Here is a 24,215-nt window from a genome sequence, read left to right on the forward strand (position 1 = left end):
AGCACGGGGACCACGGAGTTCTCGATCAGTTCTCCGGCTGCTGGAGCAAGGCATCGAGCTTCGCGGCATCGTCCGTCTCAGCGTCGGCTTGGGAGGAAAGAAGCCCCGACCCCTCCGGCGCATGACCGGGATCGGCCCCGAGATCAACTGCCTTGTTGTCGGCATCGACGAAGATCACCTTGGGCTTGAAGTTGCGGGCTTCGAGCTCGCCCATCACGCCGTAGGCGATGAGGATGACGATGTCACCGGGCTCGATCAGGTGCGCGGCGGCGCCGTTGATCCCGATCACCCCGGAACCCCGCTCGCCGGTGATCACGTAGGTCTCCAGCCGGGCGCCGTTGGTGACGTCGACGATCGCGACCTGCTCGCCTTCGAGCAGGTCCGCGGCCTCCATCAGGTCCTCGTCGACGGTCACCGAGCCGACGTAGTGCAGGTCGGCCTGGGTGACGGTGGCCCGGTGGATCTTGGACTTCAACATCGTGCGGAACATCGCTGACCTCCTAGGGGCCGGTTCACTCGCCGAGCAGGACCATCGCGTTGTCGATCAGCCTGGTGGCGCCGACCTTCGCGGCCACCAGCAGTCGTGCCTCACCCGAGGCCGGAGCCGGGCCCAGCTCGGGATCCCGCAGCTCCAGGTAGTCCGGCTGCACCAGGGGCTCGGTGGCCAGCACCTCGTGCGCGGCCTTGAGCACCGCCTCCGGGCCGCCGGCTGCCGCGTGCGCTCCCGCGGTCAGCGACGCCGAGATCGCCAGGGCGGCACGCCGCTGGTCGGAGTCGAGGTAGAGATTGCGGCTGGACAGCGCCAGGCCGTCGGACTCGCGGACGGTGGGGATGCCCTGGATCTTGGAGTCCAGGTCGAACTGCCGCGCCATCTTCCGGATCAGGACCAGCTGCTGGTAGTCCTTCTCGCCGAAGAAGGCCAGGTCGGGGCGCACGATGTTGAGCAGCTTGAGCACCACGGTCAGCATCCCGTCGAAGTGCCCCTTGCGGGTCGCGCCCTCCAGCTCCTCGCCCAGCGGCCCGGCGTGCACCGACAGCTCACGCCCGCCGCCGTACATCGCGTCCACGGTCGGCGCGAAGACCAGGCCCACACCGGCCTCGCGGCACGCCTCGACGTCGGCGTCGAAGGTGCGCGGGTAGCGGTCGAAGTCCTCGTTCGGGCCGAACTGGAGCGGGTTGACGAAGATCGACACCACCACGACGGCGTTGATGTCCTGCTTCGCCCGCTTGATCAGCTCCAGGTGACCGCGGTGCAGCGCGCCCATCGTGGGCACCAGGTGCACCTTGCGGCCGGTGGCCCGCAGGGCGCGGGTGACGCGCGCGAGCTCCGCAGGGTCGGCGTGCACGGTCAGCTCACCGCGCTGGTAGCCGGGGTTGTTGGTCATCGTCGACTCCATGTCTCCGCCGCGAAGATCGCGGGTCAAGCCTGTTCCTCGTCGAGGGCCTCGTGCACCCGCGCGGCGACGTCACCGCGCAGCAGACCGCTCCGCTCGGCCCGGACCGCCGTGCGGCGAGCCAGTTCCCGGTAGCCGGGAACGACGTCCGGGTCGGCGTCGGACAGCGCGCGCAGGTGCCCGCGCACGGTTCCGGAATCGCCGCGCACCACCGGACCCGTGTAGGCCCGGTCGCCCAGGCGCAGCGCGTTGTCCAGCGACGCCGACAGCAGCGGCGCCATCACCCGGCCCGGCACCTCCACCCCGGCGTCGCGCAGCAGCTGCTGGCACTCGTTGACCAGCGTGATCAGGTGGTTCGCGCCGTGGGTGAGGGCCGCGTGGTACAGCGGACGGGCCTCTTCTGGCAGGCGCACCGGCTCCATGCCCAGCTCGATCGCGATGCTCTCCGCGACGCTCCAGCCGGTGAGCTCGTCGGCGGTGATGACCATGCATGCGTCGGACAGGCGCTGGACGTCCTCGGCGCGGCCGGTGAAGGTCATCGCGGGGTGCATGGCCATCGGCAGCGCGCCGATGGCGGCGGCCGGCTCCAGCGCGGTCACGCCCTGCGAGCCCGAGGTGTGCATGATCAGCTGCGATCCGTGCAGCGCGTCGGCGGTGACCAGGCCCTGCACCATGCCCGGGATCGCGTCGTCCGGGATCGCCAGGACCAGCAGTTCGGCCTTGCCCGCGACCGCGTCCGGCGGCTCGACCGGCACACCGGGAAGCAGCTCCTCCGCGCGACGCAGCGAGGCGTCCGAGACGGCGGAGACCGCGACGACCTCGTGCCCGACCCGCTGCAGTGCGGCGCCCAGCACGGCACCCACCCGACCAGCGGAGATCACTCCTACGCGCAGCCGTGGGCCCGTGGGTTCAGCAGACATCGCCACGTGTTCCTCCCATACCGTTCCAGTCCCGCTACCGGGTACCAGACAGCGCCGCGAGAGTAGCCCCAACACCCGGTGCCGGGGCTACTCCACGACGGTCAAAGGTGGCGAGAACCACGCGAACGAGCCCGCTCACCCACGTGGCTTCGGGACTCGGCGGGTCAGCTCGTCGATGTTGATCCGGGCGGTCTGGATGGCCTCCTGGCGCCCTGCGGCCGAGCGGCGGGCCTGCTTGAGGTCGGCGATCAGCTTCTCCCGGCGTGCGCGGCGGGCGGCGCTGGTGGTGCGCCCCGCCTCCGAGCGGTGCTGCAGGAACGCCAGCTCGGTGACCGCGATCTGGTAGTCGCGCACCGACTTCGCGGCCTGGCTGCCCGCGTGCCGCTTGACCTTGCGCAACCAGCCCTGCCTTCCGGTCAGGCTCGCGAGCAGGTCGATCTCGCTGCGCGCGACCAGCCCGGCCCGCTCCAGCTTCGGCAGCTGCGCGATGACGATGCGCTGCTCCCGCTTGCGCTGCCACACGATCAGCGCGAACGTGCCGAGGAAGACCGGCACCATGATCAAGAAGTAGACGTTGATGAAACCGGCCCCGCCGAGGAACGTCGCCGAGTTCCACACCGCGTGCAGCAGCACCGCCACCAGGTAGCCGGCGACCAGCCAGCCCAGCTGCTGGCTCCGGGTGCGAGCGCCCCACGCGAAACCGACGGCGATGCCGAACATCGCGGTGAACAGCGGGTGCGAGAACGGCGCCAGCACACCGCGCAGCACGAACAGGGCCACGACCGCTCCCCCGGTCACACCGCCGTCGGCGAAGGCCTTGCCGAAGTAGAGGATGTTCTCGGTGAAGGCGAAGCCGGCCGCGGTCAGCGACGCGTAGACGATGCCGTCGACCAGGCCGTTGAACTCGGCGCGGCGGCGGATCCACAGACCCACCACGAACACGGCCTTGGCGGCCTCCTCCACCAGCGGCCCGATCACCGCGGTCAGGAAGAACTTGTGATCGGCCTGGCCCAGCAGCAGGTTCGCCACCGACTGCGAGGTGTTGTTGAGCAGCAGCGAGCAGGCCGTCGCACCGCCCGCTCCCCACAGGAACGCGCCGACCATCAGCATCGGCGGCTCGGGCTCCCAGCGATCGATCCAGACCGTCGCGGCCACCACGACACCGACCGGCAGCAGCGCGGCGGCCGCGCCGAACACGGCCGGCAGCGCACCGACCTTGGACGTCGTGATCCCCAGCATGATCAGCCCGATCATGCCGAGCAGGATCAAGCCGGCGATCGGCCAGCCGACGGCGTGGTGCTTGCGGCTCTGCAACCGGCGCGCGCGGGAGACGTCAGCGATCGGCTCCGCGTGATCATGACTCGACACGCCCCAGACCCTAGAGAACCCGATTCGCGACTGACCGAATGGTTCTGCTTTTGCTCCCCTGACCGTTGTCGGCCGGGGAACTCACGAACGGCGACGGCGGCGGGGCTGGCCGTCGGTGCTGCCGCCGTAGGCGGCGAGGAGGTCGTTGACCGACGTGCCCGCCGTGTGCGCGCCCGCCGGGTCGGGGCTCGGCGTCTCGTAGGCCGTGCGGTCCGGGCGCTGCGGCCCCGGACGACTCGGAAAGGCCTGGGACATCTGCGGTTTCGGAGCCTGCGGCGTCGGCTGGTCGAGCGGGACCTCGCCGGAGAGCCGGGCCATCACGTCCGTCTTGGCCGCGGCCGGAGCCGGGGCGGGCTGCTGCTGGACCGGCTGCTGGATCGTCTTCGGCCGCTGCGGGCGGTGCTGGACGAGCTGCGTCTCGCCCTGCGGGCGCTCGCCCAGCGAACGCACCCGAGTGGACTCGGCGCGCAACGCGACCCGCTCGAAGAGCACGTCACCGCCGATCACCTGCTCCAGCGTGGTGCGCAGCTTGGCCAGCTCGGCCTGCAACGCGCGGATCTGACCGTCGGACTCCTCCGACGCCTTGCGCCGGGCCTCCGCCTGGGCTTCGAGCTCGTACTCGCGCCGCGCGGCGATCTCGCGCTCCAGCTCCAGCTCGTAGATCCGCTGCCGATCGGCGGCGGCCTGCTCGCTCTCCAGGACCCGGTGCCGCAACCGCGCCACCGCGAACGCTCCCAGCAGCGCGGCCCACAGCGCGGCGATCAGGCCGAGGCGGAGCATCCGGGCGTCGTTGCTGAGGACCAGCAGCGACGTGGCGGCCGCCGCGAGCACGAGCGCACCGCCCCACAGGAGGGTGGATCGCCCGTTGCCGGGGTCGGTCTCGGTAGTGCCGCGCTCGGACATGGCGCCCACCGTACAAGGCGGTTATCAGTTCGAGATCTGAAGGTGCGCCAAACCGTTCGCACATTGCTCGCAGCAGAGGAACGGTGACTGCTCCGAACAGCCCATGGGGTGGGCGGTTTCACTCGTCCTCGTGAGGATCATCCGGCTCATCGGGATTGCGCAGGCAGTGCTCCAGCCACAGTCCCGCACCGATCAGGGCTGCGGCGCTGACCAAGCCGACGACGGCGGCGAAGGTGTCCGACCGCGCGGCGTCCACCGAGCTCATCATCGGCAGCAGGTGCGCCAGGAGTCCGATCCAGACACCGGCCATGATCGCGCCGGCCAGCGATGACGCCTTCGCCAGCGCCACGGCCCGCGCCGCCGTCAGCGACTCGACCGGCTCCACGCCGGGCTTGCGCTGCACGCGAGGCCGCAACACCGCCGCCAGCACCACGTCGACCACGGCGATCAGCAGCAACGTCGCCCCCGCCAGCAGCGGCAACGGCGGCAGCTCCCCGTACATCAGCTGGGAGAGCAGGAACACCACCACGGCGGCCACCAACCCCGCGGCCACCAACTGCCCGGGCTTGGTGAACGTCATCTGCTCAGTGCTTCGCGGCGACACCCCACCAGCATCCCACCTCACCCAACCCGGTGGTCGGCTCCCCTGGAGACGGATTTCAGTGGAAGTCGGGACCCGGACTTCCACTGGAATCAGGAACAGCAGGTGGGGTGAGGGGCGTGGGAGGTGCGTCCCTAGTGGAGGGTCAGGTCTTGTCTCAGGTGGACGTCGTCGCGGTCCGACTCGGGCAGGGCGGCGAGGAGGTCGGACACGGGGCCGTGGCCTGGGAGGTGGGCTTCGGGGTCCAGCGCGAGCCAGGGGATGAGGACCGTGGCACGGTCGGGGGTTCCCGGGTGCGGGAGCAGGAGGTCGGGGTGATCGCTGCGGACCTCGTCGACCACGACCACGTCGACGTCGAGGGTCCGCGGGCCCCAGCGCTGCTCCCGGATGCGTTCGGCCTGCTGCTCCAGGGCCTGGGCCCGGCGGAGCCAGCCCCACTCGTCGATGTCCGGGGACTCGACGATGAGGACCGCGTTGAGGAAGTCCGGCTGATCGGTGACGCCCCACGGCGCGGTCTCGTAGACCGGAGAGGCGGCCACCAGCTCGTCGGCGAAGCCCTCGACGGCCAGCCGCAGGTAGCGCAGCCGGTCACCGAGGTTCGAGCCGAGGGACAGGACCGCTCGGCTCACGCCGGCACCACGTTGCCGCGGCCACCGCGGCGCGAGCGGCGGATCGTGACCGCGACGTCGGCGAAGGACAGCGGGATCGGCGCGTGCGGTTTGTGCAGCGTGACCTCGACGGCGTAGGCGCGCTCGTCCTTCATCACCTCGTCGGCGATCTCACCGGCCACCGTCTCGATGAGGTCGCGCGGCTCGCCGCCGACGACCCCGGCCGCCATCTCGGCGAGCTCGCCGTAGTGCAGCGTCTTGGTGAGGTCGTCGGTCGCCGCGGCGTCGCCCAGGTCGAGCCAGACGGTGATGTCGACCACGAAGTCCTGGCCGTCCCGCTTCTCGTGGTCGAACACGCCGTGGTTGCCGCGGACCTGCAGGCCCGTCAAGGTGATCCGGTCAGCCAACGCACTCGCCTCCGCTTCGCCAGGCGGCGGTCACCGCCACCGCGTCCAGCGAGCGCCGCACGTCGTGCACCCGCACACCCCACGCTCCCCTGTCGGCGGACAGCGCCGAGACCACGGCCGTGGCCGTCTCGCGGCCTTCCGGCGGGCGCGGCGTGCCGTCGTCGTCGGCCAGCAGCGCGCCCAGGAACCGCTTGCGGGAGGCGCCCACCAGAACCGGGAAGCCCACGTCCACGAGGCCGTCGAGGTTCTGCAGCAGCTGCCAGTCGTGCCTGCCGGTCTTGGCGAAGCCCAAGCCCGGGTCCAGCACGATCGCCTCCTCGGCGACACCCGCGCGCACCGCCACGTCGACCTGCCGCAGCAGCTCCTCGCGCACGTCGGCGACCACGTCGCCGTACTCGGCGAGGGAGTTCATGTTCTTGCTGTGACCCCGCCAGTGCATCAGCACCCACGGCAGCCCGGTGTCGGCGGCGACGTGCGCCATCTCCGGGTCGGCGAGGCCGCCGGAGACGTCGTTGATCACCGCGGCACCCGCTCCCGCGGTCGCCTCGGCGACCTTGGCGCGCGTGGTGTCCACGCTGACCGGCACGCCCGCCGCGACCAGCTCGCGCACCACCGGCAGCACACGGTCGATCTCGGTGGCCGCGTCCACCCGCTCCGAACCGGGCCGGGTGGACTCACCGCCCACGTCGATGATGTCCGCACCCAGCCGGTGCATCTCGACGCCGTGCGCCACCGCCGCCGCGCGGTCCAGGTAGCGCCCGCCGTCGGAGAACGAGTCCGGCGTGACGTTGAGGATGCCCATCACCGCGCAGCGCGCCGGGTTCGGCAGCTTCGGGTGCATCAACGCCCCCTGATCAGCGACAACGCCTCGGAGCGGGACGACGCCGAACTGCGGAAGATGCCGCGCACCGCCGACGTCGTGGTCGTGGAACCGGCCTTGCGCACCCCGCGCATGCCCATGCACAGGTGCTCGGCGTCGATCACCACGATCACGCCGCGCGGCTCCAGCCTGCGCACCAGGGCGTCGGCGACCTGCGAGGTCAGCCGCTCCTGCACCTGCGGGCGCTTGGCGTAGAGGTCGACCAGGCGTGCCAGTTTGGACAGCCCGGTCACCCGGCCCTGCGAGTTGGGGATGTAGCCGATGTGCGCGGTGCCGTGGAACGGCAGCAGGTGGTGCTCGCACTGCGAGTACACCGGGATGTCGCGCACCAGGACGAGCTCTTCGTGGGCCTCGTCGAAGGTCTTGTCCAAGACCTCGTCCGGGTCGGTGTAGAGCCCCGCGAACAGTTCCTGGTAGGCGCGGGCGACGCGCTGCGGCGTCTCCCTCAGGCCGTCGCGCTCGGGGTCCTCACCGGCTGCGATGAGCAGTTCCCGGATCGCGGCCTCGGCGCGCGCCTGGTCGAACTGTGGAAGGTGGGAAGAGCCGTCGGGGCGGGAGTCCCCCGCCCCGATCGGCTCGTCGACCGCACTGGTCACTGTTGCTTTCCTCCACTGGCTTTGGCAGCGCCCTGGCGGGCGCTGCGCCCGCCAGTATCAGCGGCCGTTGTTGCCGCTGCCGTTCTCCCTGCCCGAGTCCTGGCCCTCGGGCCGCTCGGACTGCGATTCACCCTGCTCGGACGACTGCTGACCGCGCTCCCACGAGGGCGTCCAGTTGTAGTTCGAACCGGACGGGTTGGTCGCCGGGGTCCATCCAGGTGGTGCACCGTAGTTCGGCGGCACCGCGGAGGGAACCTGCTGGCCCGACTGCGGCTGCTGGATCTGCACCGTGCCCTGGTTGGCGCCCGCGCCCGCCGGGGTCTGCTCCTGAGCCGGAGCGGGGGTCCCGTTCTGGGCGTTCTGCGAGGGCGCCGGGGTCGGCTCCTCCACGACCGGGGGCCACGGCTCACCGCGCTCCTTGGCCAGCTCACCCGGGGTCTTGACCGGCGGCTTCTCCGACGGGGTGCGCCCGCCGAAGTCGTTGAACGCGGTGATCCGCGGCCGCTTCTCGACCCGCGAGAAGACCCGCTCCAGGTCCTTGCGGTTGAGCGTCTCCTTCTCGATGAGCTCCAGCACGAGGTCGTCGAGCACGTCGCGGTAAGTGTTGAGCACCTCCCACGCCTCGGTGTGCGCGGCCTCGATCAGGCGGCGCACCTCCTCGTCGATCTCGTGCGCGACCTCCAGCGAGTAGTTCGGCTGCTGGCCGGCGGTGCGACCCAGGAACGGGTCGCCCTCCTCCTTGCCGTACTTGACCGCGCCCAGCCGGGCGGTCATGCCGTACTCGGTGACCATCGCGCGGGCGATCTTGGTCGCCTGCTCGATGTCGCTGGAGGCGCCGGTGGTCGGCTCGTGGAACACGAGCTCCTCCGCGGAGCGGCCACCGAGCGCGAACACCAGGCGACCGATCATCTCCGAGCGGGTCATCATCTCCTTGTCGTCCTCGGGGACGACGAGCGCGTGACCACCGGTGCGGCCGCGCGGCAGGATCGTGAGCTTGTAGACCGGCTCCAGATCGGGCATCGCCCACGCGGCGAGGGCGTGTCCGCCCTCGTGGTAGGCGGTGATCTTCTTGTCCCGCTCCGAGATGATCTTGCTCTTGCGGCGCGGGCCGCCGACGACGCGGTCCACCGCCTCTTCCATCGCGGCGGCGTTGATCAGCTGGCCGTTCTCGCGGGCGGTGAGCAGCGCGGCCTCGTTGACCACGTTCTCCAGGTCCGCACCGGAGAAGCCGACAGTGCGCTTGGCGAGTCCGTCCATGTCGACGTCCTGGGCCAGCGGCTTGCCCTTGGAGTGCACGCCCAGGATCGCCTTGCGGCCCCGCAGGTCCGGTGCCGAGACCGGGATCTGCCGGTCGAAGCGGCCGGGGCGCAGCAGCGCCGGGTCCAGGATGTCCGGGCGGTTGGTGGCGGCGATCAGGATGATGCCGCCGCGCGAGTCGAAGCCGTCCATCTCGACGAGCAGCTGGTTCAGCGTCTGCTCGCGCTCGTCGTGACCGCCGCCGAGGCCGGCGCCGCGCTGGCGGCCGACCGCGTCGATCTCGTCGACGAAGATGATGCACGGCGCGTTCTGCTTGGCCTGCTCGAACAGGTCGCGGACGCGGGAGGCACCGACACCGACGAACATCTCGACGAAGTCCGAACCGGAGATCGAGTAGAACGGCACCCCGGCCTCACCTGCGACCGCGCGGGCCAGCAGCGTCTTACCGGTACCGGGCGGGCCGTAGAGCAGCACGCCCTTGGGGATCTTCGCGCCCAGGGCCTGGTAGCGGCCCGGGTTCTGCAGGAAGTCCTTGATCTCGTGCAGTTCTTCGACGGCCTCATCGGCGCCGGCGACATCGCCGAACAGCGTCTTGGGCATGTCCTTGGTGAGCTGCTTGGCCTTGGACTTGCCGAAGTTCAGGACGCGGTTCCCGCCGCCCTGCACGTTGTTCATCATCCACATCAGCAGCAGCACGAGCAGGCCGATGGGGACGAGGTAGAAGAGCATCTGCACCCAGAACGAGTCCTGGGTGACCTTGGTGTTCCAGGTGGGCACCTGGGAGTTGCGAATCTCGCCGACCACCTGCTCGGTGGCACCGGCGGGGTAGTTCGCGATCAGCTGGTTGCTGCCCTGGAAGTTCTGGCCGTCGTTGAGGGTCAGCCGGACCCGCTGCTCCTTGTCCTCGATGGTCGCTTCTTTGACCTTGCCCTGGGCGATCTGTTCCAGGGCCTGCGAGGTGGAGACTTCGCGGTAGGCACGAGTCTCGTCGAAGAGCACGCTGAACGCGTAGATCAACAGAAACGCTGTCAGGATCCACAGCAGCGGGTTGCGGAGCAGGCGCTTTCGGTCCATTCACTTGCGGCCGACGGGCGGCCTCGACCCTCCCTGACTGTTACTTCGGGTGACGGCGCCCGATGCGAACACCCGCCATCAACCCCTTCAGACCAGCGTACCGGCCGATGCGCGGGCACGACCATGCCGCGCCCAGCACAGGGCGCCCAGCCTACTAGGATCGCCCCGCCCGGAGCGGGCGGGACGATCGAAATCCCCGCCTCACACGCCTGAGGTGTAGACCTTGGGGTCGAGCGTTCCGATATAAGGCAGATCACGATAGCGCTCTGCGTAGTCGAGACCGTAGCCCACGACGAACTCGTTCGGGATGTCGAAACCGACGTAGCGCACGGGCACGTCCACCTGCACGGCGTCGGGCTTGCGGAGCAGCGTGCAGACCTCCAGCGACGCGGGGTTGCGCGACCGCAGGTTCTTGAGCAGCCAGGACAGCGTCAGGCCTGAGTCGATGATGTCCTCGACGATCAGCACGTGCTTGCCCGCGATGTCGCGGTCGAGGTCCTTGAGAATGCGCACCACGCCGGACGAGGACGTCGACGAGCCGTACGAGCTGACCGCCATGAACTCCAGCTGCGCGGGCTGCGGCAGCGCTCGGGCGAAGTCGGTCATGAACATCACCGCGCCCTTGAGCACTCCGACCAGCAGCAGATCACCGCCCTGCTGGTAGTCCTCGTCGACCTGCTTGGTCAGCTCCGCGACCTTGTCCTTGATCTGCTGCTCGGTGATGAGCACAGAAGCGATATCGCCGTCGTACACGGCTCGGCTTCCCCTCTTGTCGGATCAACAATTCCCCAAGCCGGAGACCCGCCCCGACGATCGTGCCGGTGCACCCTCAGCCATTCGGCGGCTTGCGGTCCGCCGTCTCCACCCGCAGCCTGCCATGCGCCCGGCGCAGCACAAAGTCGCCCGGCAGCGCAGGGCCGCCTTGGCCCCGCCACTCGGCGATGAGCGCATCGGCGGAGCGCAGGTGCGCATCAGTCATTTCGGGCACACCCTCGGATCGGAGCCAGTCCCGCAGCACGCGCCGCCGGACCGCCGCGGGGAGCAGCCGCAACCGCTCGCAATCCAGGCCGTGATCGGCGCGGACGCGGGAGAGCTCGGCGACGGCGACGGCCTCCAGCGCGTCGGAGTCCTCGCGCAGCTGGCGGGCGGTGCGGGCCAGCGCTTCCGCGACCCCGCCCTGCAACGCGTCTTCCAGCAGCGGGAGCACCTCTGTGCGCAACCGCACACGGGCGAAGCGGGAATCGGCGTTGTGCGGGTCGTGCCAGGGTTCGAGGCCCTGAGCCCGGCAGGCGGCCTCGGTGCTCGTCCGGCGGATGGTGAGGAACGGGCGGGCCCACGGCGGGTCCAGCGGGCGCATCCCGGCGATCGAGCGCGGTCCGGAACCGCGGCCGAGCCCCAGCAGCACCGTTTCCGCCTGGTCGTCGAGGGTGTGGCCGAGCAGCACCAGCGAATCGCTCGGGCGCTCGGCCCGCAGCGCCGCGTAGCGCGCCTTGCGCGCCGCCGCCTCCAGGCCGCCCATGCCGTCCACGTCGACCTCCACGACCTGCGCGGGAAGACCGAGTCCGGCCAGCTGCTCCACGGCCCGCTCGGCGACCGCGTCGGAGCCCACCTGCAAGCCGTGGTTCACCACGATCGCCTGCGCGCTCGCCCCGGTCCAGCGGGACACGTGCGCCACGGCAGCGGCCAAGGCCAGGGAATCCGCCCCGCCGGAGCAGGCCACCACCAGCGGCGCGCCCTTGAACGGAGCCGCCTCCGGGGATTCGAGCAGTCGCCGCACGGCGGTCCGGGTCTCGCTCACAACGGGCTCAGGCGGCATCCTCCGATTCTCCCCACCCGGCCCGGATCCGCGCGGGAGGCCCGTCAGCCGTGGACCCGGCGGATCCAGGTGTCCGGTGCGGTGATCTCCGCCCTGGTCGGGAGGTTGTCCGGGTGCGCCCAGACGGCGTTGAAGTCGGCCATCCCGATCCGGTCCACGACGTGGTCGGTGAACGCCGCGCCCTGGGCGTACTGGCGGATCTTGGCGTCCACGCCGAGCAGGCTGCGCAGGATGCGGTCGAGCAGACCGCCGCCGTTGCGGCGGTCGGTGAAGCGCTGGCGGATGGTGCCGACGCTGGGCACGACCTGCGGGCCGACGGCGTCCATCACGTGGTCGGCGTGGCCCTCCAGCAGCGTGGAGATCGCGATGATCCGGTCCAGCGCGGCGCGCTGCTCCGGGGATTGCAGGAGTTCGAGGACGCCGAGCATCCCCGGGCTGGATTCGGCGCGGCGAGCCGTGCGGGCCTCGCGCACCACGTTCGGCAGCCTGGTCAGCAGCTCGGCGGAGCCGCCCTCCATCTGCGAGAGGAGCTGTCCGAGGCTCGCCGCGAAGTGCTCGCGCAGCCACGGCACGGCGTTGAACTGCACCCGGTGCGTGGACTCGTGCAGGCACACCCACATCAGGAAGTCGTCCGCCGGCACGCCCAGCGACTGCTGCGCGGCCACGATGTTCGGCGCCACCAGCAGCAACCGCCCGCGCTGGCCCTCGACGCGGGACTCGCCGTAGGGGTCGAACTGGCCGAGGACCTTGCCGCCCAGGTAGGCCAGCACCACCCCGGCCTGCACGCCCGCGCTGCGCGCGCTGATCTCGCCCAGCAGTTCGCCACCGCGCGGCGGCACCGAATCCGCGGCCGACAGCGCGGCACCGGTCAGCTCGGCCAGGCCGAAGGCCGCACCGCGCACCCAGTCCGGCCGGTCCACCACGTCGCCTTCGGCGATCGGCAGGTCCAGCCCCAGGCCGGTCGTCTCGCGGACGTGCGTTTCGGCGTCGACGCTGAAGCGCCGCAGCGAGCGGACCGCCCGCCCCGCTTCGGCCCGCGGGACCTCAGGCCCCGGCTTCATCAACCGGACGGCGGTGCCCACGGCGACGTTCCAGTCCAGCGCCCGAGGCGCCTCGGCGGACGACGGCAGGGTGGCGAGTCGGGCGTTCACATCACCGACCGTACTTCCAAAATGGCCGGTGGTCACCTTGCGGAACTGGTCAGGTACCGGAAGGTGAGGGGGCTCTTCCCCGGGCAGGCACGGCGACCTAGCGGCAGCCGCAGCCGCGCAGGGCGTCCACCAGCTCGTCGAGAGCCGGGCGGGCGATCCCCGACGGAGTGCCGTTGGACATCATCGCGAAGACCAGAAGTCGACCGTCCTGGGTGACCACGGACCCGGCCAGGCTGTTCGCCCCGTCGAGCGTGCCGGTCTTGGCGCGCACCCATCCCTGGCCGGGAGTGCCCTGGTAGCGGTCGGCGAGGCTGCCGCTGCCGCCCGCGACGGGCATGCCCGGGAGCAGGTCCCGCAGCTTCGCCGAGGACTCCGGCAGCACGCCGTCCGGCCCGGGCGGTGCGGTCGCCCTGAGCATCAGCTGCCCGAGCAGCCTCGGGGGGATGCGGTCGTCCAGGGACAGACCGCTGGCGTCGGCCATCGAGGTTCCGGTGATGTCGAAGCCGTTGCGCTGCAACACCTCGAAGACCGCCTTCGTCCCACCGGCGAACGACGGCTCCTTGCCGGTGGCGATGGCGACCTCGCGGGTCAACGCCTCGGCCAGGAGGTTGTCGGAGTGCAGCAGGACGTTCTCGACCAGCTCGCTCACCGGCGCCGAATGGACCTGACCGAGCACCTGCGCGTGGGCCGGGGCGGTGCCCTGCGCCGCGGTCGCGCCGCCCAGCCGCTTCGCCAGCTCCTGAGCGGCCTGCAGCGCGGGAGTGGAGGTGCGCGGGCTGTAGTCCTTCTTCGGGTCCGCCCGGCCGCCGTCGAGCATCACCGGCTCCATCGGCGCGTGGAACCCGGCGGCCACGTCCTGCGGCAGCCACCCGGAGGCCGACGCCGGTCCCCGGTAGCGGCTCGTGTCGACCAGCACCGTGTTGACGTTCCCGCCGGAAGCGGCCTTGACCTGCGACACCAGGTCGTCGAGCTTCGCCGCGCCCGGGTACACCGACTCCTCGTCGCCGGACAGCGAGGACAGCGTCAGGTCACCGCCGCCGACGAGGACCACCGTGCCCGGCTGGTTCCCGCGCACGACCTTGGTCGTCAGGCGGGCGTCGTGGTCGAGCGTCAGCAGGGCGGCGCTCATCGCCAGCAGCTTTCCGGTCGAGGCCGGCATCAGCGGCTGAGCGGGGTTCTGCTGCCAGAGCACGTCGCCGGTTCGGGCGTCCATGACGACGCCACCGAGCGTGCCCAGCGCCGGGTCGGCCGCCGGACCGGCCAGCGCGGCGCTGATCCCGGACTGCGACGGAGCGGGTGCGTTCTGCCCGAGCGGCTTGATCTCGGGGTCGAGCCGGACGGGGTCCGGCGGCTCGGCGATCTGCGCCTTGCTCAGCGCGTCGACCAGCGACGGGCCGAACGCGACCCCGGCTCCCAGCAGCACGACCAGGGCGATCGCGATGCCGATCAGCGGGCCGCGTCCCCCGCGGGCGGTCTTCGTCCCGACCGGCTGCTCCTGCGACGGGATGTGCTGCGGCACGGCGCGCGAGGCGAACGGGTCGGTGGTGTCCTCGGGCTGGTACGGCGCCTGCGGCGTCGCGATCCCCGCGAAGTCCTCCGGCCGCGCGTAGGACTGCTGGGCCTGCGGCGGTTGCTGGGCCTGCGGACCCGGCGGGGGCGGCGCGATGCCGACCGCCGGGTCGGCTTGCGGGACGGCGAGGCCCGCGAAGTCCGAGGCGGAAGCCGTGCGCGCGGCATCGACGTCGATCCGGTCGATCCACTGGGTCTGCTCGGCCGAGGACTCCGGCGGAGCCGATGCCCGCAGGTCCTTGAGGTCGATGCGGCTGGTCCGCTCGGCGGCGGATTCCGGCGGCTCCTGCTTGCCACCGGGCTCGGCCAGCGCCTCGTCGAGCGCGGCCCGCGAGATCTGCTGCGTCTTCTCCGCCGGACGCTCCTCCGGCTCGACCGCCGGCTTCGCCTCGGCCTCGGGCGCTTCCGCTGGGACGGCGGCGAAGATCTGCGTCTGCTCGGCGGGCCACTCGGGCTCCACTTCGGACGCGGGCTCCTCGGCCTTCTCGTCCTCGACGGCGTCCGGGGAGTCAGCGGGCGCGGGCTCGTCCTCGCCCTGCGAAGCGGAGGTCTCAGCTGCCGATTCCGGTTCCGACTCGTCCTCGGCGGACTCGTCGACCTGCGCCGACTCCGGCTCGGTGGGCTCGTCGGTGGCGTCGTCCTGGGACGTCTCGTCCGCAGGCGCCTCGGTCTCGGAGCTCCCGCCGTCCGACGCCTCGTCCTGGGAGTTCGCGTCCTCGGCCGTCGCCTCCGAGGGCTCGTCCTCGGCAGCCGCGTCCGACGACTGGTCCTGGGCGGTCGGTTCCTCGGACGCCTCCACGGCGGAAGCCTCGTCAGAACCTTCCTGATCAGCGGTTTCGTCCTCGGAATCCGCTGCGACCCCGGCTTCCTCGCCGTTTCCGGCATCGGCGGCCGCCAGCTTGGTGAGCTTCTGCGTCTCGGCGACGGAGCTCGTCACGTCGGCCTTGGCGAGCTTCGCGGTGCGGCCGGCGCCGTTGCCCTCGGAGTCGTCGCCGAAGAGGCTTCCCGCGACCCGGACGGTGGCGGTGGGCGCGTCGGCGGATGTGGTCTTGGTCCCAGAATTGGGCGCGCTCGAACCGGTCTTGCCCGCATCGGGTTCGGCTGCGTCGGCTCCGGCGGCGTCGCCGACTTCGGTGCTCACCTGGCGCTCCGCCGGGTTGCTTGCGGGCGGGGTGTTCTCCGACGTCTCAGCAGCTCGATCCGGGGACGGCGCAGCGGTGCGCAGCCGGTCATCCTCGCCCGGCGAGGCCGCTTGGACGTCGGTTTCGGACACCTCACCCCGGGTGTTCTGGGGTTCGGGCACGTGCTCCTCCTCGACTGGCGGTCAGACTGCCAGATTGCGAGCTCTCGCACTGCGGTGGGGCCAGGGCGCCGAGCGTGGTCCACACTAGACGTGGTCGCGCGCGCGAGCGTGCGGACTGCATCCGACGCAAGACGAGTGAGGAACCGCGTGGACTTCGACGTCACGATCGAGATCCCCAAGGGGAACCGGAACAAGTACGAGGTGGACCACGAGACGGGCCGTATCCGTCTCGACCGGACGTTGTTCACCGCCACGCAGTACCCGGCCGACTACGGGTTCGTCGACGACACCCTGGGTGAGGACGGCGACCCGTTGGACGCGCTGGTGCTGGTCCAGGAGCCGACCTTCCCGGGTTGTCTGATCAAGTCGCGCGCCATCGGCATGTTCCGCATGCGCGACGAGAAGGGCGGCGACGACAAGGTCATCTGCGTTCCTTCGGACGACCCGCGTCAGGAGCACCTGCAGGACATCCACCACCTGTCCGAGTTCTACAGGCTGGAGATCCAGCACTTCTTCGAGGTGTACAAGGACCTGGAGCCGGGCAAGAGCGTGGAGGGCGCCACGTGGGTCGGCCGTGCCGAGGCACAAGCCGAGATCAAGAAGTCGTACGAGCGCGCCAAGGAAGCCGGCCACTGACGCCGTTCCTGGACAACACCGGAAGACCCTCCTCGCGGACGCGTGGAGGGTCTTTTCGTGCCAGAGGAGTTCTCCACAGCTGTGGACAGTTCTCCCCACCCCTGTGGACAACTGGGGACAACCTGGGGAAGAACGCTCATCGGTGCCGGGTTCTCGCAGGTCGGGGCACACTCCCCAGGGGTGAGCCGTCGATCCGCCGCAGCAGCACCACGGGGTCGGGCGATGCGTGTTTTCCACAGCCCCGGACGTAGGGCCGTCGCTCCTGCGGTTGGTAGAACCAGCTCATCTCGACCTTCGCGCGCGCCACCGCGCGCCGGCGCGCCAGGTGCCGTCGCAGCCACCGCGCCACTCCCACGGCCGCGACTCCCGCCACGGCCACCACCAGCCACGTCATCGCACTCCTTCCTCCGAGGAAGGGATGCCCGCCCGGCGAGATCATGATGACGCCGCGGCGGGAGATCACCCTGATGGCCCCAAATTCAACGTATGTTGATTTCACGTGCACGACGGGGTTACCTTCGAGCTGACGCACGAGGGGGTGGTCGCCGTGCCGGTGCTGCGACTCGACGAGGTCCGCGCGGGAACGGGCGAGGTGGTCGGTGGCAAGGCCGCCAACCTCGGCGAGCTGATCGGCGCCGGGTTCCGGGTGCCGCCCGGCTTCGTGATCACCACCGCCGCCTACGAGGAGGTCTGCCGCGTCGCGGACCTGCTCGACGGGCTGCCGGCGTCAGCGCCGAAGATCCGCGACCGGATCACCGCCACCGCTCTCCCACCGGAACTGGCCACCGCGATCACCGAGGCCTACGCCGAGCTCGGCTCGGGACCGGTGGCGGTGCGCTCCTCGGCGACCGCCGAGGACCTGCCCGACGCGAGCTTCGCGGGCCAGCAGGACACCTACCTCAACGTCGTCGGCGCCGAAGCGCTGCTGGACGCGGTCCGCCGCTGCTGGGCCTCGCTGTGGACCGACCGCGCCGTCTCCTACCGCGAGGCGAACGGGATCGACCACTCCACGGTGCGACTCGCCGTCGTCGTGCAGGAGATGGTCGACGCCAGCGCCGCCGGGGTGCTGTTCACCGCCGACCCGGTCACCGGGAACCGGGCGGACTGCGCGATCGACGCCAACACCGGTCTCGGCGAATCCGTCGTCTCCGGCGCGGTCACCCCGGACCACTTCGTGGTGTCCGGCGACCGGGTCACCGAGCGACTTGGCGACAAGACCACCAGCGTGCGCGCGATCGCGAGCGGCGGGGTGGAGACCGTCGCCCAGGACCCGGGGGCCGCATCGATCAGCGATGAGCAGGCCCGCGAACTCGCCGAGCTCGGCCGGGAGGTGGCGCGGCACTACGGCGCGCCGCAGGACCTGGAGTGGGCGATCGGCGCCGACGGCGTGTGGCTGACCCAGTCGCGGCCGATCACCACGCTGTTTCCGCTACCCGCCGAGACCGAGGACGGGCTGCGGGTCTACCTGTCGGTCAACGTCGCGCAGGGCGTCTACCGGCCGCTGACCCCGATGGGCGTGGCGACGCTGGGGCTGCTGGCCACGGGCGTGCTGCGCGAACTCGGCCTGCCCGCGCCGGGTGCGCGACCCGCGCCGTTCCGGCCCGTCGACGGGTGGCTGTTCCTCGACATCACCGGCACCACCGGCAACCGCGTCGGCCGCGCCCTGCTGCCCCGGTTGCTGGCGGCCGCCGAGGCGCGCACCGGTCGCGTCTACGAGTCCCTGCTCGACGATCCCCGGCTGCCGCGCAAGCCCGGCGCGACGGCGCGAACGCTGCGCGCGTTCGGCCTGCTGCTCGCGCGCAACCGGATTCCGCTGCTGGTCGCCGGGGTCCTGCGCGATCCCGCCCGCGCACGCGCCGAGGCGTTCCGCCGGGTCGACGAGCTCCGCGCCGAGCTCTCCTCGCCCGTACCGAGGACCGCGCGAGAACGACTGGACACGGCCAGGCACGCGCTGCTGCGGGGCACCGCCCCGCGCATGGCGTGGGTGGCTCCCCGGATGATGCCGATCCTGCTGCTCAGCCGGCTGCTGCCGAAGCTGGTCCGCGCGACCGAGGCGGAGATCCACGTGGTCCTGTCGGGGATCCCGCACAACGTGACCACCGAGATGGACCTGCAGCTGTGGGCCATCGCGCAGCGCATCGGGCCCGAGGTCGCCGACCTCCCCGCCCGCTACCGGGACCGGGCGCTGCCCTCCGAGGTGCTCCGCGCGCTCGACGACTTCCTGGCCGCGCACGGACATCGCACGGCGGGTGAGATCGACGCGGGAGTGCCTCGCTGGTCGGAGGAACCCGGCCAGGTGCTGGCGCTGGTCGAGAACTACGCGCGGACCGGCGAAGCCGGGCACGACGCGGCGCAGCGCTTCCGGCAGCGCGCCGAAGAGGCCGCGGTGCAGGCGAGCGAGATCGTGTCCCGACTGCCCAACCGGGTGCACGCCGGGCTCGCGAACTTCCTGCTGGACCGGGTCCGGCAGCTGGCGGGGATGCGCGAGCTGCCGAAGTACTGCGCCGTCCTCGGAATCGCCGCCGCGCGGAGGCATCTTCGGGCGATCGGCGACGAACTCGCGTCCGATGACCGTCTTTCAGATCCGTCGGACGTGTTCTTCCTGGACTACGAGGAGCTCTCGGAGCTGATCGACGGCCTCGACCACCGCGAGCTGATCGCCACCCGGCGGGCGACCCACGAGCGCGAGCTGCGCCGCAAGCACCTGCCCAGGCTGCTGCTCTCCGACGGCACCGAGCCCGAAACCCTGCTGCCCACGACCGAGAGCGGGAACGCGCTGCGCGGAACGTCCGCTTCGGCGGGCACCGTCACCGGGATCGCCAGGGTCGTCCGCGACCCCGCGAACGCCCGGCTCTCCCCGGGCGACGTCCTCGTCGCCCCGTCCACCGACCCGGGCTGGACCCCGCTGTTCCTGACCACCTCCGGACTCGTCATGGAGATGGGCGGACCCAACTCCCACGGCGCCACCGTCGCCCGCGAGTACGGGATCCCCGCGGTGGTCGGGGTTCCCGACGCCACCACGCGCATCACCGACGGCCGGACCATCACCGTCAACGGCTCGGCGGGCGTCGTCGAGCTGTGAAACCCGCTGCCACGTGGGTATTCGTGCGAAAAGGGCGGTGCGCGCTGGGAAGCGCGCACCGCCCTTTTGGTCACGCCCTCGCCGGGAGGGGTGTGGCGAGGCGTGAATCTGGTTGCGTCGGGGGCCTTTCGCCCGGTCCGGCCGGCGGGTAGGGGTTGTGCCGGCTCGTCGACGGACGGTCAGGGGCGGGGATGTCAGTTGCCGAGCTGAGTCGCGGAGCCGAGCGGGCCGTGGGAGACGACGTCGTTGACCTTGTCCAGCGGAGAACCGGTCTTGCCGGTCAGGCCCTGGACGTCGCTGACGACGGGAACCCCGCCGGCCAGGCCGCTGATCGGGTCGCTCTTGCCGGTCGGCAGCGGAGCGCCACCGAGCTCGGTGTTGCTCTGCGTCACGTTGCTGACCGTGTCGCCGACGACGTTGGTGGGGAGCTGGCCGGGCTTGGTCTGCGGGGCCTGGGTGACCTGGTGCAGCGTGCCGGTCAGGGTGGTGGGCAGGGCGTCGGTCGCACCGGTCTTGCCGACGGGCAGCGCATCGGCGACCGGAAGGCCACCGACGACGTCGCTCACCGGGCCGAGGGCGTCGAGACCCGGCAGACCGCTCTTGCCGACGGGCAGCGTGGAACCGACCGGAAGGCCACCGACGACGTCGCTCACCGGGCCGAGGGCGTCGAGACCCGGCAGACCGCTCTTGCCGACGGGCAGCGTGGAACCGACCGGGAGCGGGGCCTCGTCGAGCGCGGAGGCCGGGTCGAGGTTGTGGGTGTGGCCGGTGCTGGCGTTCTGCACCGCCTCGACGACCGGCTTGAGCAGGCCCGCGGCGGGGGTGCCGCCGACGACCTGGCTGACCGGGTCGCCGGAGCGGCCGGTGAGGTGCTCTTCGAGCGGAACCACGTCACCGACGGTCTTCTGCGCCGAGGCGAGGGTTCCGGCGGCGTGGAACGCGGTGTTCGCCACGCCGTTGTCGGTGGGCAGCGATGCCGGCAGCTGCGGGGTCTCGGCAGCTGTGGCCGTGGCCGCGAAGCCGACGGCGCCGGCGCCACCGACCAGTACGGCGGCCGCCGCGGTAAAGGTGCGCTTCATCGCAATGCTCCTCTCTGCACAGGCCGAGTCCTGTGCGCCCGGCGGAGATTACGGAAGAACCACCTGACACTATTCAGCGATCACGTCAGTAGGAAATATCAACAACCAGTGATCGACGAACGCGGCATTCTTTTCACGATCGAGGGATGGCTCACCGATCTTGATTACTGCATGAGCCCGTCGTTGACTCCTGACGGCAACCGTCGCGCACGTTCGGCGCGCAAAGCCTCGACGGCTTCGGCGAATTCGGCGTACGCCTCGCGCTCCGAGCCGAATCGGCGGTAGCGCCCCACCCGCAGTTCCACGGACTCGTACTCGCGCTCCAGCGCGTCAGCGGTCTCCTGCCAGGCGGCCGCGCGGTCGCGGTGCTTGGTGTAGCCCGCGTACGCCGCGGAGACCGCCACCAGCAGGCTCAGCCCGATGGCGAACCAGCGGATCTCCGGGACCGCGGCGGCGGTCGCGGTCGCCGTGGCGGCGACGATCGATCCGCCGATGACGACGGCCTGCAGCGCGCTGTCCTTCCAGCGGTCGCTGCGCGCCTCGTGCCGGTAGCGCTCGATCAGCTCCGGCAGCTGCGCCCGGTAGCGCCGGTGCGCGTCCAGCAGGTCGCCGGTCCCCAGTTCGTCCAACAGCATGTCGCGGTGCGCGCCTTCGAGCGCGCGCAGGTCGGTGTCCACCGCGCGAACCTTAAAGTGCTGCCGGTAGACGTAGACCGCCGCCACGCCCGCGGACGCGGCGACGATCACGAACGTCACCGCGGCGGGCACCACCGAGGTCGATAACGCCAGCAGCGTGGCCCCCACCGCCGCGAGCAGCAGGTTTCCCGGGACGGCCCACGCGAGCAGCAGACGCTGCACGATGCGCTCCCGGTAGAGCTCCTCGGAGCGCTGGGCGATCCGACGCTCCCAGTCCCCCTGCTGGCGGTCCTCGGCGAGCACCCCACCGCCGACGATCCCGGCCGTATCCACTCGCTCCATCACATGTCCTTCCAGCGCGTTAGTGCGATCGAAGTAGCTCCCGGAGTTCCACGACAATCGGCCAGGAGGGTGACTCTCGACTGGTCCTTTAGGTCCATCATCGACTGCGCCGAGTGATCACCGCTGGCCTCGAACGCCGCGAACCTCGCAATACCCGGCAGTGATAACAGTGAGTGGCGCGATGCCGGAGAGTGCTGGGCGGTTCCGGGTCAGGACACTGTGGCAGCGCCGCCGGATCACCGTTCAACCGGGTGGCAGAACGGTGTTCCGGCGGCGCGCCGATGCGCTGGAGCTACGTCGATGGGGTCAACGCGCTGACTGCTCCCGCTTTTGTTCCGCGGGCCAATCGGTCAGCAACCGCGGCTCTCCGTAGAACGGGACCGGGTCGACCGCTTGGCCTTTGATCTCGATCTGGAAGTGCAAGTGCGGCCCGGTGGATTGACCGCGGTTGCCCATCGCGGCGATGAGATCACCGGATTGCACCTTTCGGCCCACCGGCACGTAGGCCGAATCGATGTGGCCGTAGGTGGAAACGGTGTCGTTGGCATGCGCGATCCTGATCCACAGCCCGTACCCGCTGGCAGGGCCGGAATCGATGACCGTGCCCGCGGATGCGGCCCTGATGGGCGTGCCGACGTCGTTGGCGATGTCGACGCCCTTGTGCATCTCGCCCCACCGCATCTCGAACCCGCTGGTGATCACGCCGCGCGTCGGGGCCACCCAGGGGGCGGGTCGGCGAGCTGGTGGTCCGGATTCGATCGGGGGTGTGGCCGTGGTGTGCGCGACCTCGCGCACGGCTGGGATATTCCGCTCGGGGTGGGCATCCTGCACAGCGACCGTCGCTGCGGTTATTCCACCGGCGCAGAGCCCGGCGGTGAGCAGGAAACCGACAACATCATTGAAGACGGGTCTTTTTCGCAATGCCATTGTGTTTTCACTCCTGGCACCGTCGGCGCTCTGCGCTTCCGGCTCGGTGAATCCTGTTGGCATACGCCGGACGAATTCATCCGGCGCCGGGGCAGCCCGAAAAAGATTGGAGCCGAGCGCCGCATTCAGCGCATTCCCAAATAATCGATCTCCGGTCCTCGACTTGTGTTCATCGGCAATGGGTGGACCGCTCCGCGCATCCACCACAAGAATCGATCCGAGCACCCAGAGTCCACTGTGGTCGCGATTCCCGGTGAACGGTGCGACACCCGCCCCGCCCGGTCCGGGGAGGGGCCACGGAGGGTGCACGGCGGTGAATGAATTTCCGGTTCAGCGCCCGGAACGCCATACCACCCGACCGAGAGTCACCCGATCAGGTCAAACTCGGTGGGCTTTCCGGCGCGTCGACGCGTTCCTAGGCTGACGAGCAGGCCGAGCACGGGAGGGGTCACATGGACGAGGACCGCATCGAGACGCTGGCGGTGCACGGCGGCGAACGCCGTCCGGGCCCCGAGGGATCGGTGGTGTACCCGATCTACCAGGGGACGGTGTACTCGGTGCCGAGCGGAACCGAGTACCACGACCTGCGCTACATCCGGCTGAACTCGACCCCGTCGCAGTCCTACCTGCACGACAAGCTGGCCGCCCTGGAGGGCGCCGAAGCGGGCCTGGCCACCGCGTCCGGGATGGCCGCGATCTCCACCGCGCTGCACAGCGTCCTGCGCAGCGGCGACCACCTGCTGGTCGGCGACTGCCTCTACGGCGGCACCCACGACTTCCTGACCCACCACGCCGCCGATTTCGGCTGGAGCTACACCTTCATCGACCCGCACCGCCCGGACACCTGGGAGGCCGCGCGCACGCCGCGGACCAAGGCGGTGCTGGTCGAGAGCATCACCAATCCGCTGGTCAGGGTCGGCCACCTGCCCGAGGTCGCGGAGTTCGCGCGGGCGAACGGGCTGATCAGCCTCATCGACAACACCTTCGCCACACCGGTGAACTTCCGCCCGCTCACCGCCGGTTTCGACCTGGTGCTGCACAGCGCGACGAAGTACCTCAACGGGCACTCCGACATCGTGGCCGGCGCGATCATCGGTGGTGCCGAGCACGTCGAGCGGGCCCGCACCACCGCCAACCACTTCGGCGGCAGCCTCGACCCGCACGCCGGGTTCCTGCTGGCCAGGGGCTTGAAGACGCTGGCGCTGCGGGTGCGCGCGCAGAACGAGAACGCGCTGCGGCTGGCCGAGTTCCTCGCAGCGCGGCCCGAGATCGAGCAGGTCAACCACCCGGGCCTGGACTCCCACCCCGACCACGCCCACGCCTCGGAGCTCTTCGACGGCTTCGGCGGAATGCTCAGCATCCGCCCGGCAGGCGGGGTCGCGGCGGCGCAGAAGCTCATCGACGCGCTGCGGCTGCCGTTCGACGCGCCCAGCCTCGGCGGGGTGGAATCGCTGATCACGCGACCGGCCGCGACCTCCCACGCGGGCATGAGCCCGCAGGACCGGCTCGCGCTGGGAGTCACCGACGACCTGATCCGCATCAGCGTCGGCGTGGAAGCACCCGAAGACCTCATCGACGACTTCGACCGAGCCCTCGCGGCGTCGTGAAGGATCGCTTGATCAGCCCCGTTGGCAAGTTGTCGCAGATGGCGGCTTCGCCCGATGGCG

Annotated in this window: 22 protein-coding genes; 3 read left to right on the top strand and 19 right to left on the bottom strand. The window is 70.9% G+C overall.

Annotation, left to right across the window (positions count from 1 at the left end; all coding sequences use genetic code 11):
- Positions 1–25 precede the first annotated feature (25 nt).
- The 15 genes from panD to dacB form a co-directional block, all read right to left on the bottom strand.
- Positions 26–490: an aspartate 1-decarboxylase gene (gene panD, locus E1202_RS16495; protein ID WP_132684047.1), complete on the bottom strand. Its 465-nt coding sequence runs from the start codon at positions 488–490 to the stop codon at positions 26–28.
- Between the two features lie 22 nt (positions 491–512).
- Positions 513–1,397, bottom strand: coding sequence for a pantoate--beta-alanine ligase (gene panC, locus E1202_RS16500; RefSeq protein WP_207918699.1), 885 nt, complete (start codon positions 1,395–1,397; stop codon positions 513–515).
- A 23-nt stretch (positions 1,398–1,420) separates the two neighbouring features.
- Positions 1,421–2,314 (bottom strand): Rossmann-like and DUF2520 domain-containing protein, encoded by an 894-nt coding sequence (locus tag E1202_RS16505; RefSeq protein WP_132684048.1) that lies wholly within the window; start codon positions 2,312–2,314, stop codon positions 1,421–1,423.
- A gap of 135 nt (positions 2,315–2,449) precedes the next feature.
- A complete protein-coding gene (locus E1202_RS16510) occupies positions 2,450–3,682 on the bottom strand; it encodes a PrsW family intramembrane metalloprotease (protein ID WP_132684049.1) in 1,233 nt (410 codons plus the stop codon).
- Positions 3,683–3,763: 81 nt separating this feature from the next.
- Complete coding sequence (locus tag E1202_RS16515) at positions 3,764–4,585, bottom strand: DUF6779 domain-containing protein (protein WP_235878484.1); 822 nt, start codon at positions 4,583–4,585, stop codon at positions 3,764–3,766.
- 118 nt (positions 4,586–4,703) lie between these two features.
- Positions 4,704–5,165: a DUF3180 domain-containing protein gene (locus E1202_RS16520; protein WP_132684051.1), complete on the bottom strand. Its 462-nt coding sequence runs from the start codon at positions 5,163–5,165 to the stop codon at positions 4,704–4,706.
- 155 nt (positions 5,166–5,320) lie between these two features.
- Positions 5,321–5,815 carry a 2-amino-4-hydroxy-6-hydroxymethyldihydropteridine diphosphokinase gene (folK, locus tag E1202_RS16525; RefSeq protein WP_132684052.1) on the bottom strand — a complete coding sequence of 165 codons (495 nt, stop codon included), beginning with the start codon at positions 5,813–5,815 and terminating at the stop codon, positions 5,321–5,323.
- Complete coding sequence (gene folB, locus E1202_RS16530; protein WP_132684053.1) at positions 5,812–6,201, bottom strand: dihydroneopterin aldolase; 390 nt, start codon at positions 6,199–6,201, stop codon at positions 5,812–5,814. The genes folK and folB overlap by 4 nt, the downstream gene beginning before the upstream one ends.
- On the bottom strand, positions 6,194–7,042 hold the full coding sequence (folP, locus tag E1202_RS16535) for a dihydropteroate synthase (RefSeq protein ID WP_132684054.1): 849 nt from the start codon (positions 7,040–7,042) through the stop codon (positions 6,194–6,196). Before folP ends, folB begins: the two co-directional genes overlap by 8 nt.
- Positions 7,042–7,653 carry a GTP cyclohydrolase I FolE gene (gene folE / locus E1202_RS16540; protein WP_235876739.1) on the bottom strand — a complete coding sequence of 204 codons (612 nt, stop codon included), beginning with the start codon at positions 7,651–7,653 and terminating at the stop codon, positions 7,042–7,044. Before folE ends, folP begins: the two co-directional genes overlap by 1 nt.
- Positions 7,654–7,734: 81 nt before the next feature.
- The gene (gene ftsH, locus E1202_RS16545) at positions 7,735–10,008 is read right to left on the bottom strand and encodes an ATP-dependent zinc metalloprotease FtsH (RefSeq protein WP_132684055.1); all 2,274 of its coding nucleotides are present in this window, start codon (positions 10,006–10,008) and stop codon (positions 7,735–7,737) included.
- Positions 10,009–10,209: 201 nt separating this feature from the next.
- Positions 10,210–10,761 carry a hypoxanthine phosphoribosyltransferase gene (gene hpt, locus E1202_RS16550; RefSeq protein WP_132684056.1) on the bottom strand — a complete coding sequence of 184 codons (552 nt, stop codon included), beginning with the start codon at positions 10,759–10,761 and terminating at the stop codon, positions 10,210–10,212.
- 76 nt (positions 10,762–10,837) lie between these two features.
- A complete protein-coding gene (gene tilS, locus E1202_RS16555) occupies positions 10,838–11,824 on the bottom strand; it encodes a tRNA lysidine(34) synthetase TilS (protein ID WP_132684057.1) in 987 nt (328 codons plus the stop codon).
- A gap of 44 nt (positions 11,825–11,868) precedes the next feature.
- A complete protein-coding gene (locus E1202_RS16560; protein WP_132684058.1) occupies positions 11,869–12,975 on the bottom strand; it encodes a zinc-dependent metalloprotease in 1,107 nt (368 codons plus the stop codon).
- Between the two features lie 97 nt (positions 12,976–13,072).
- Entirely contained in the window at positions 13,073–15,847 is a 2,775-nt protein-coding gene (dacB, locus tag E1202_RS16565) for a D-alanyl-D-alanine carboxypeptidase/D-alanyl-D-alanine endopeptidase (protein ID WP_132684059.1), read from the bottom strand.
- A gap of 147 nt (positions 15,848–15,994) precedes the next feature.
- Between dacB and E1202_RS16570 the strand changes: the two genes are divergently transcribed.
- The gene (locus tag E1202_RS16570; protein WP_132674525.1) at positions 15,995–16,483 is read left to right on the top strand and encodes an inorganic diphosphatase; all 489 of its coding nucleotides are present in this window, start codon (positions 15,995–15,997) and stop codon (positions 16,481–16,483) included.
- 136 nt (positions 16,484–16,619) lie between these two features.
- On the opposite strand, the gene E1202_RS16575 is transcribed toward E1202_RS16570, so the two are convergent.
- Positions 16,620–16,877, bottom strand: a complete 258-nt coding sequence (locus tag E1202_RS16575) for a hypothetical protein (protein ID WP_132684060.1) — start codon at positions 16,875–16,877, stop codon at positions 16,620–16,622.
- Between the two features lie 105 nt (positions 16,878–16,982).
- On the opposite strand from E1202_RS16575, the gene E1202_RS16580 reads away from it, so the two are divergent.
- Positions 16,983–19,565, top strand: coding sequence for a PEP/pyruvate-binding domain-containing protein (locus tag E1202_RS16580; protein WP_235878486.1), 2,583 nt, complete (start codon positions 16,983–16,985; stop codon positions 19,563–19,565).
- A 194-nt stretch (positions 19,566–19,759) separates the two neighbouring features.
- Here E1202_RS16580 and E1202_RS16585 read toward each other — a convergent pair whose 3' ends face one another.
- From E1202_RS16585 to E1202_RS16595, 3 genes are all read right to left on the bottom strand, one after another.
- Complete coding sequence (locus tag E1202_RS16585) at positions 19,760–20,644, bottom strand: hypothetical protein (protein WP_132684061.1); 885 nt, start codon at positions 20,642–20,644, stop codon at positions 19,760–19,762.
- A gap of 164 nt (positions 20,645–20,808) precedes the next feature.
- A complete protein-coding gene (locus E1202_RS16590; RefSeq protein WP_132684062.1) occupies positions 20,809–21,621 on the bottom strand; it encodes an SLATT domain-containing protein in 813 nt (270 codons plus the stop codon).
- A 306-nt stretch (positions 21,622–21,927) separates the two neighbouring features.
- Positions 21,928–22,773, bottom strand: coding sequence for a M23 family metallopeptidase (locus tag E1202_RS16595; RefSeq protein ID WP_207918685.1), 846 nt, complete (start codon positions 22,771–22,773; stop codon positions 21,928–21,930).
- 227 nt (positions 22,774–23,000) lie between these two features.
- Here E1202_RS16595 and E1202_RS16600 point away from each other — a divergent pair, with 227 nt between their 5' ends.
- Positions 23,001–24,155: a trans-sulfuration enzyme family protein gene (locus tag E1202_RS16600; protein ID WP_132684063.1), complete on the top strand. Its 1,155-nt coding sequence runs from the start codon at positions 23,001–23,003 to the stop codon at positions 24,153–24,155.
- Positions 24,156–24,215 lie beyond the last annotated feature (60 nt).

Origin of the sequence: Saccharopolyspora karakumensis (genome assembly GCF_004349225.1) — a bacterium.
Taxonomy (GTDB): domain Bacteria; phylum Actinomycetota; class Actinomycetes; order Mycobacteriales; family Pseudonocardiaceae; genus Saccharopolyspora; species Saccharopolyspora endophytica.

Coding starts and splice junctions, on each gene's coding strand:
- panD (WP_132684047.1), bottom strand. CDS start 490: ATGTTCCGCACGATGTTGAAGTCCAAGATCCACCGGGCCACCGTCACC.
- panC (WP_207918699.1), bottom strand. CDS start 1,397: ATGGAGTCGACGATGACCAACAACCCCGGCTACCAGCGCGGTGAGCTG.
- E1202_RS16505 (WP_132684048.1), bottom strand. CDS start 2,314: ATGTCTGCTGAACCCACGGGCCCACGGCTGCGCGTAGGAGTGATCTCC.
- E1202_RS16515 (WP_235878484.1), bottom strand. CDS start 4,585: ATGTCCGAGCGCGGCACTACCGAGACCGACCCCGGCAACGGGCGATCC.
- E1202_RS16520 (WP_132684051.1), bottom strand. CDS start 5,165: ATGACGTTCACCAAGCCCGGGCAGTTGGTGGCCGCGGGGTTGGTGGCC.
- folP (WP_132684054.1), bottom strand. CDS start 7,042: ATGCACCCGAAGCTGCCGAACCCGGCGCGCTGCGCGGTGATGGGCATC.
- ftsH (WP_132684055.1), bottom strand. CDS start 10,008: ATGGACCGAAAGCGCCTGCTCCGCAACCCGCTGCTGTGGATCCTGACA.
- tilS (WP_132684057.1), bottom strand. CDS start 11,824: ATGCCGCCTGAGCCCGTTGTGAGCGAGACCCGGACCGCCGTGCGGCGA.
- E1202_RS16575 (WP_132684060.1), bottom strand. CDS start 16,877: ATGACGTGGCTGGTGGTGGCCGTGGCGGGAGTCGCGGCCGTGGGAGTG.
- E1202_RS16585 (WP_132684061.1), bottom strand. CDS start 20,644: ATGAAGCGCACCTTTACCGCGGCGGCCGCCGTACTGGTCGGTGGCGCC.
- E1202_RS16590 (WP_132684062.1), bottom strand. CDS start 21,621: ATGGAGCGAGTGGATACGGCCGGGATCGTCGGCGGTGGGGTGCTCGCC.
- E1202_RS16600 (WP_132684063.1), top strand. CDS start 23,001: ATGGACGAGGACCGCATCGAGACGCTGGCGGTGCACGGCGGCGAACGC.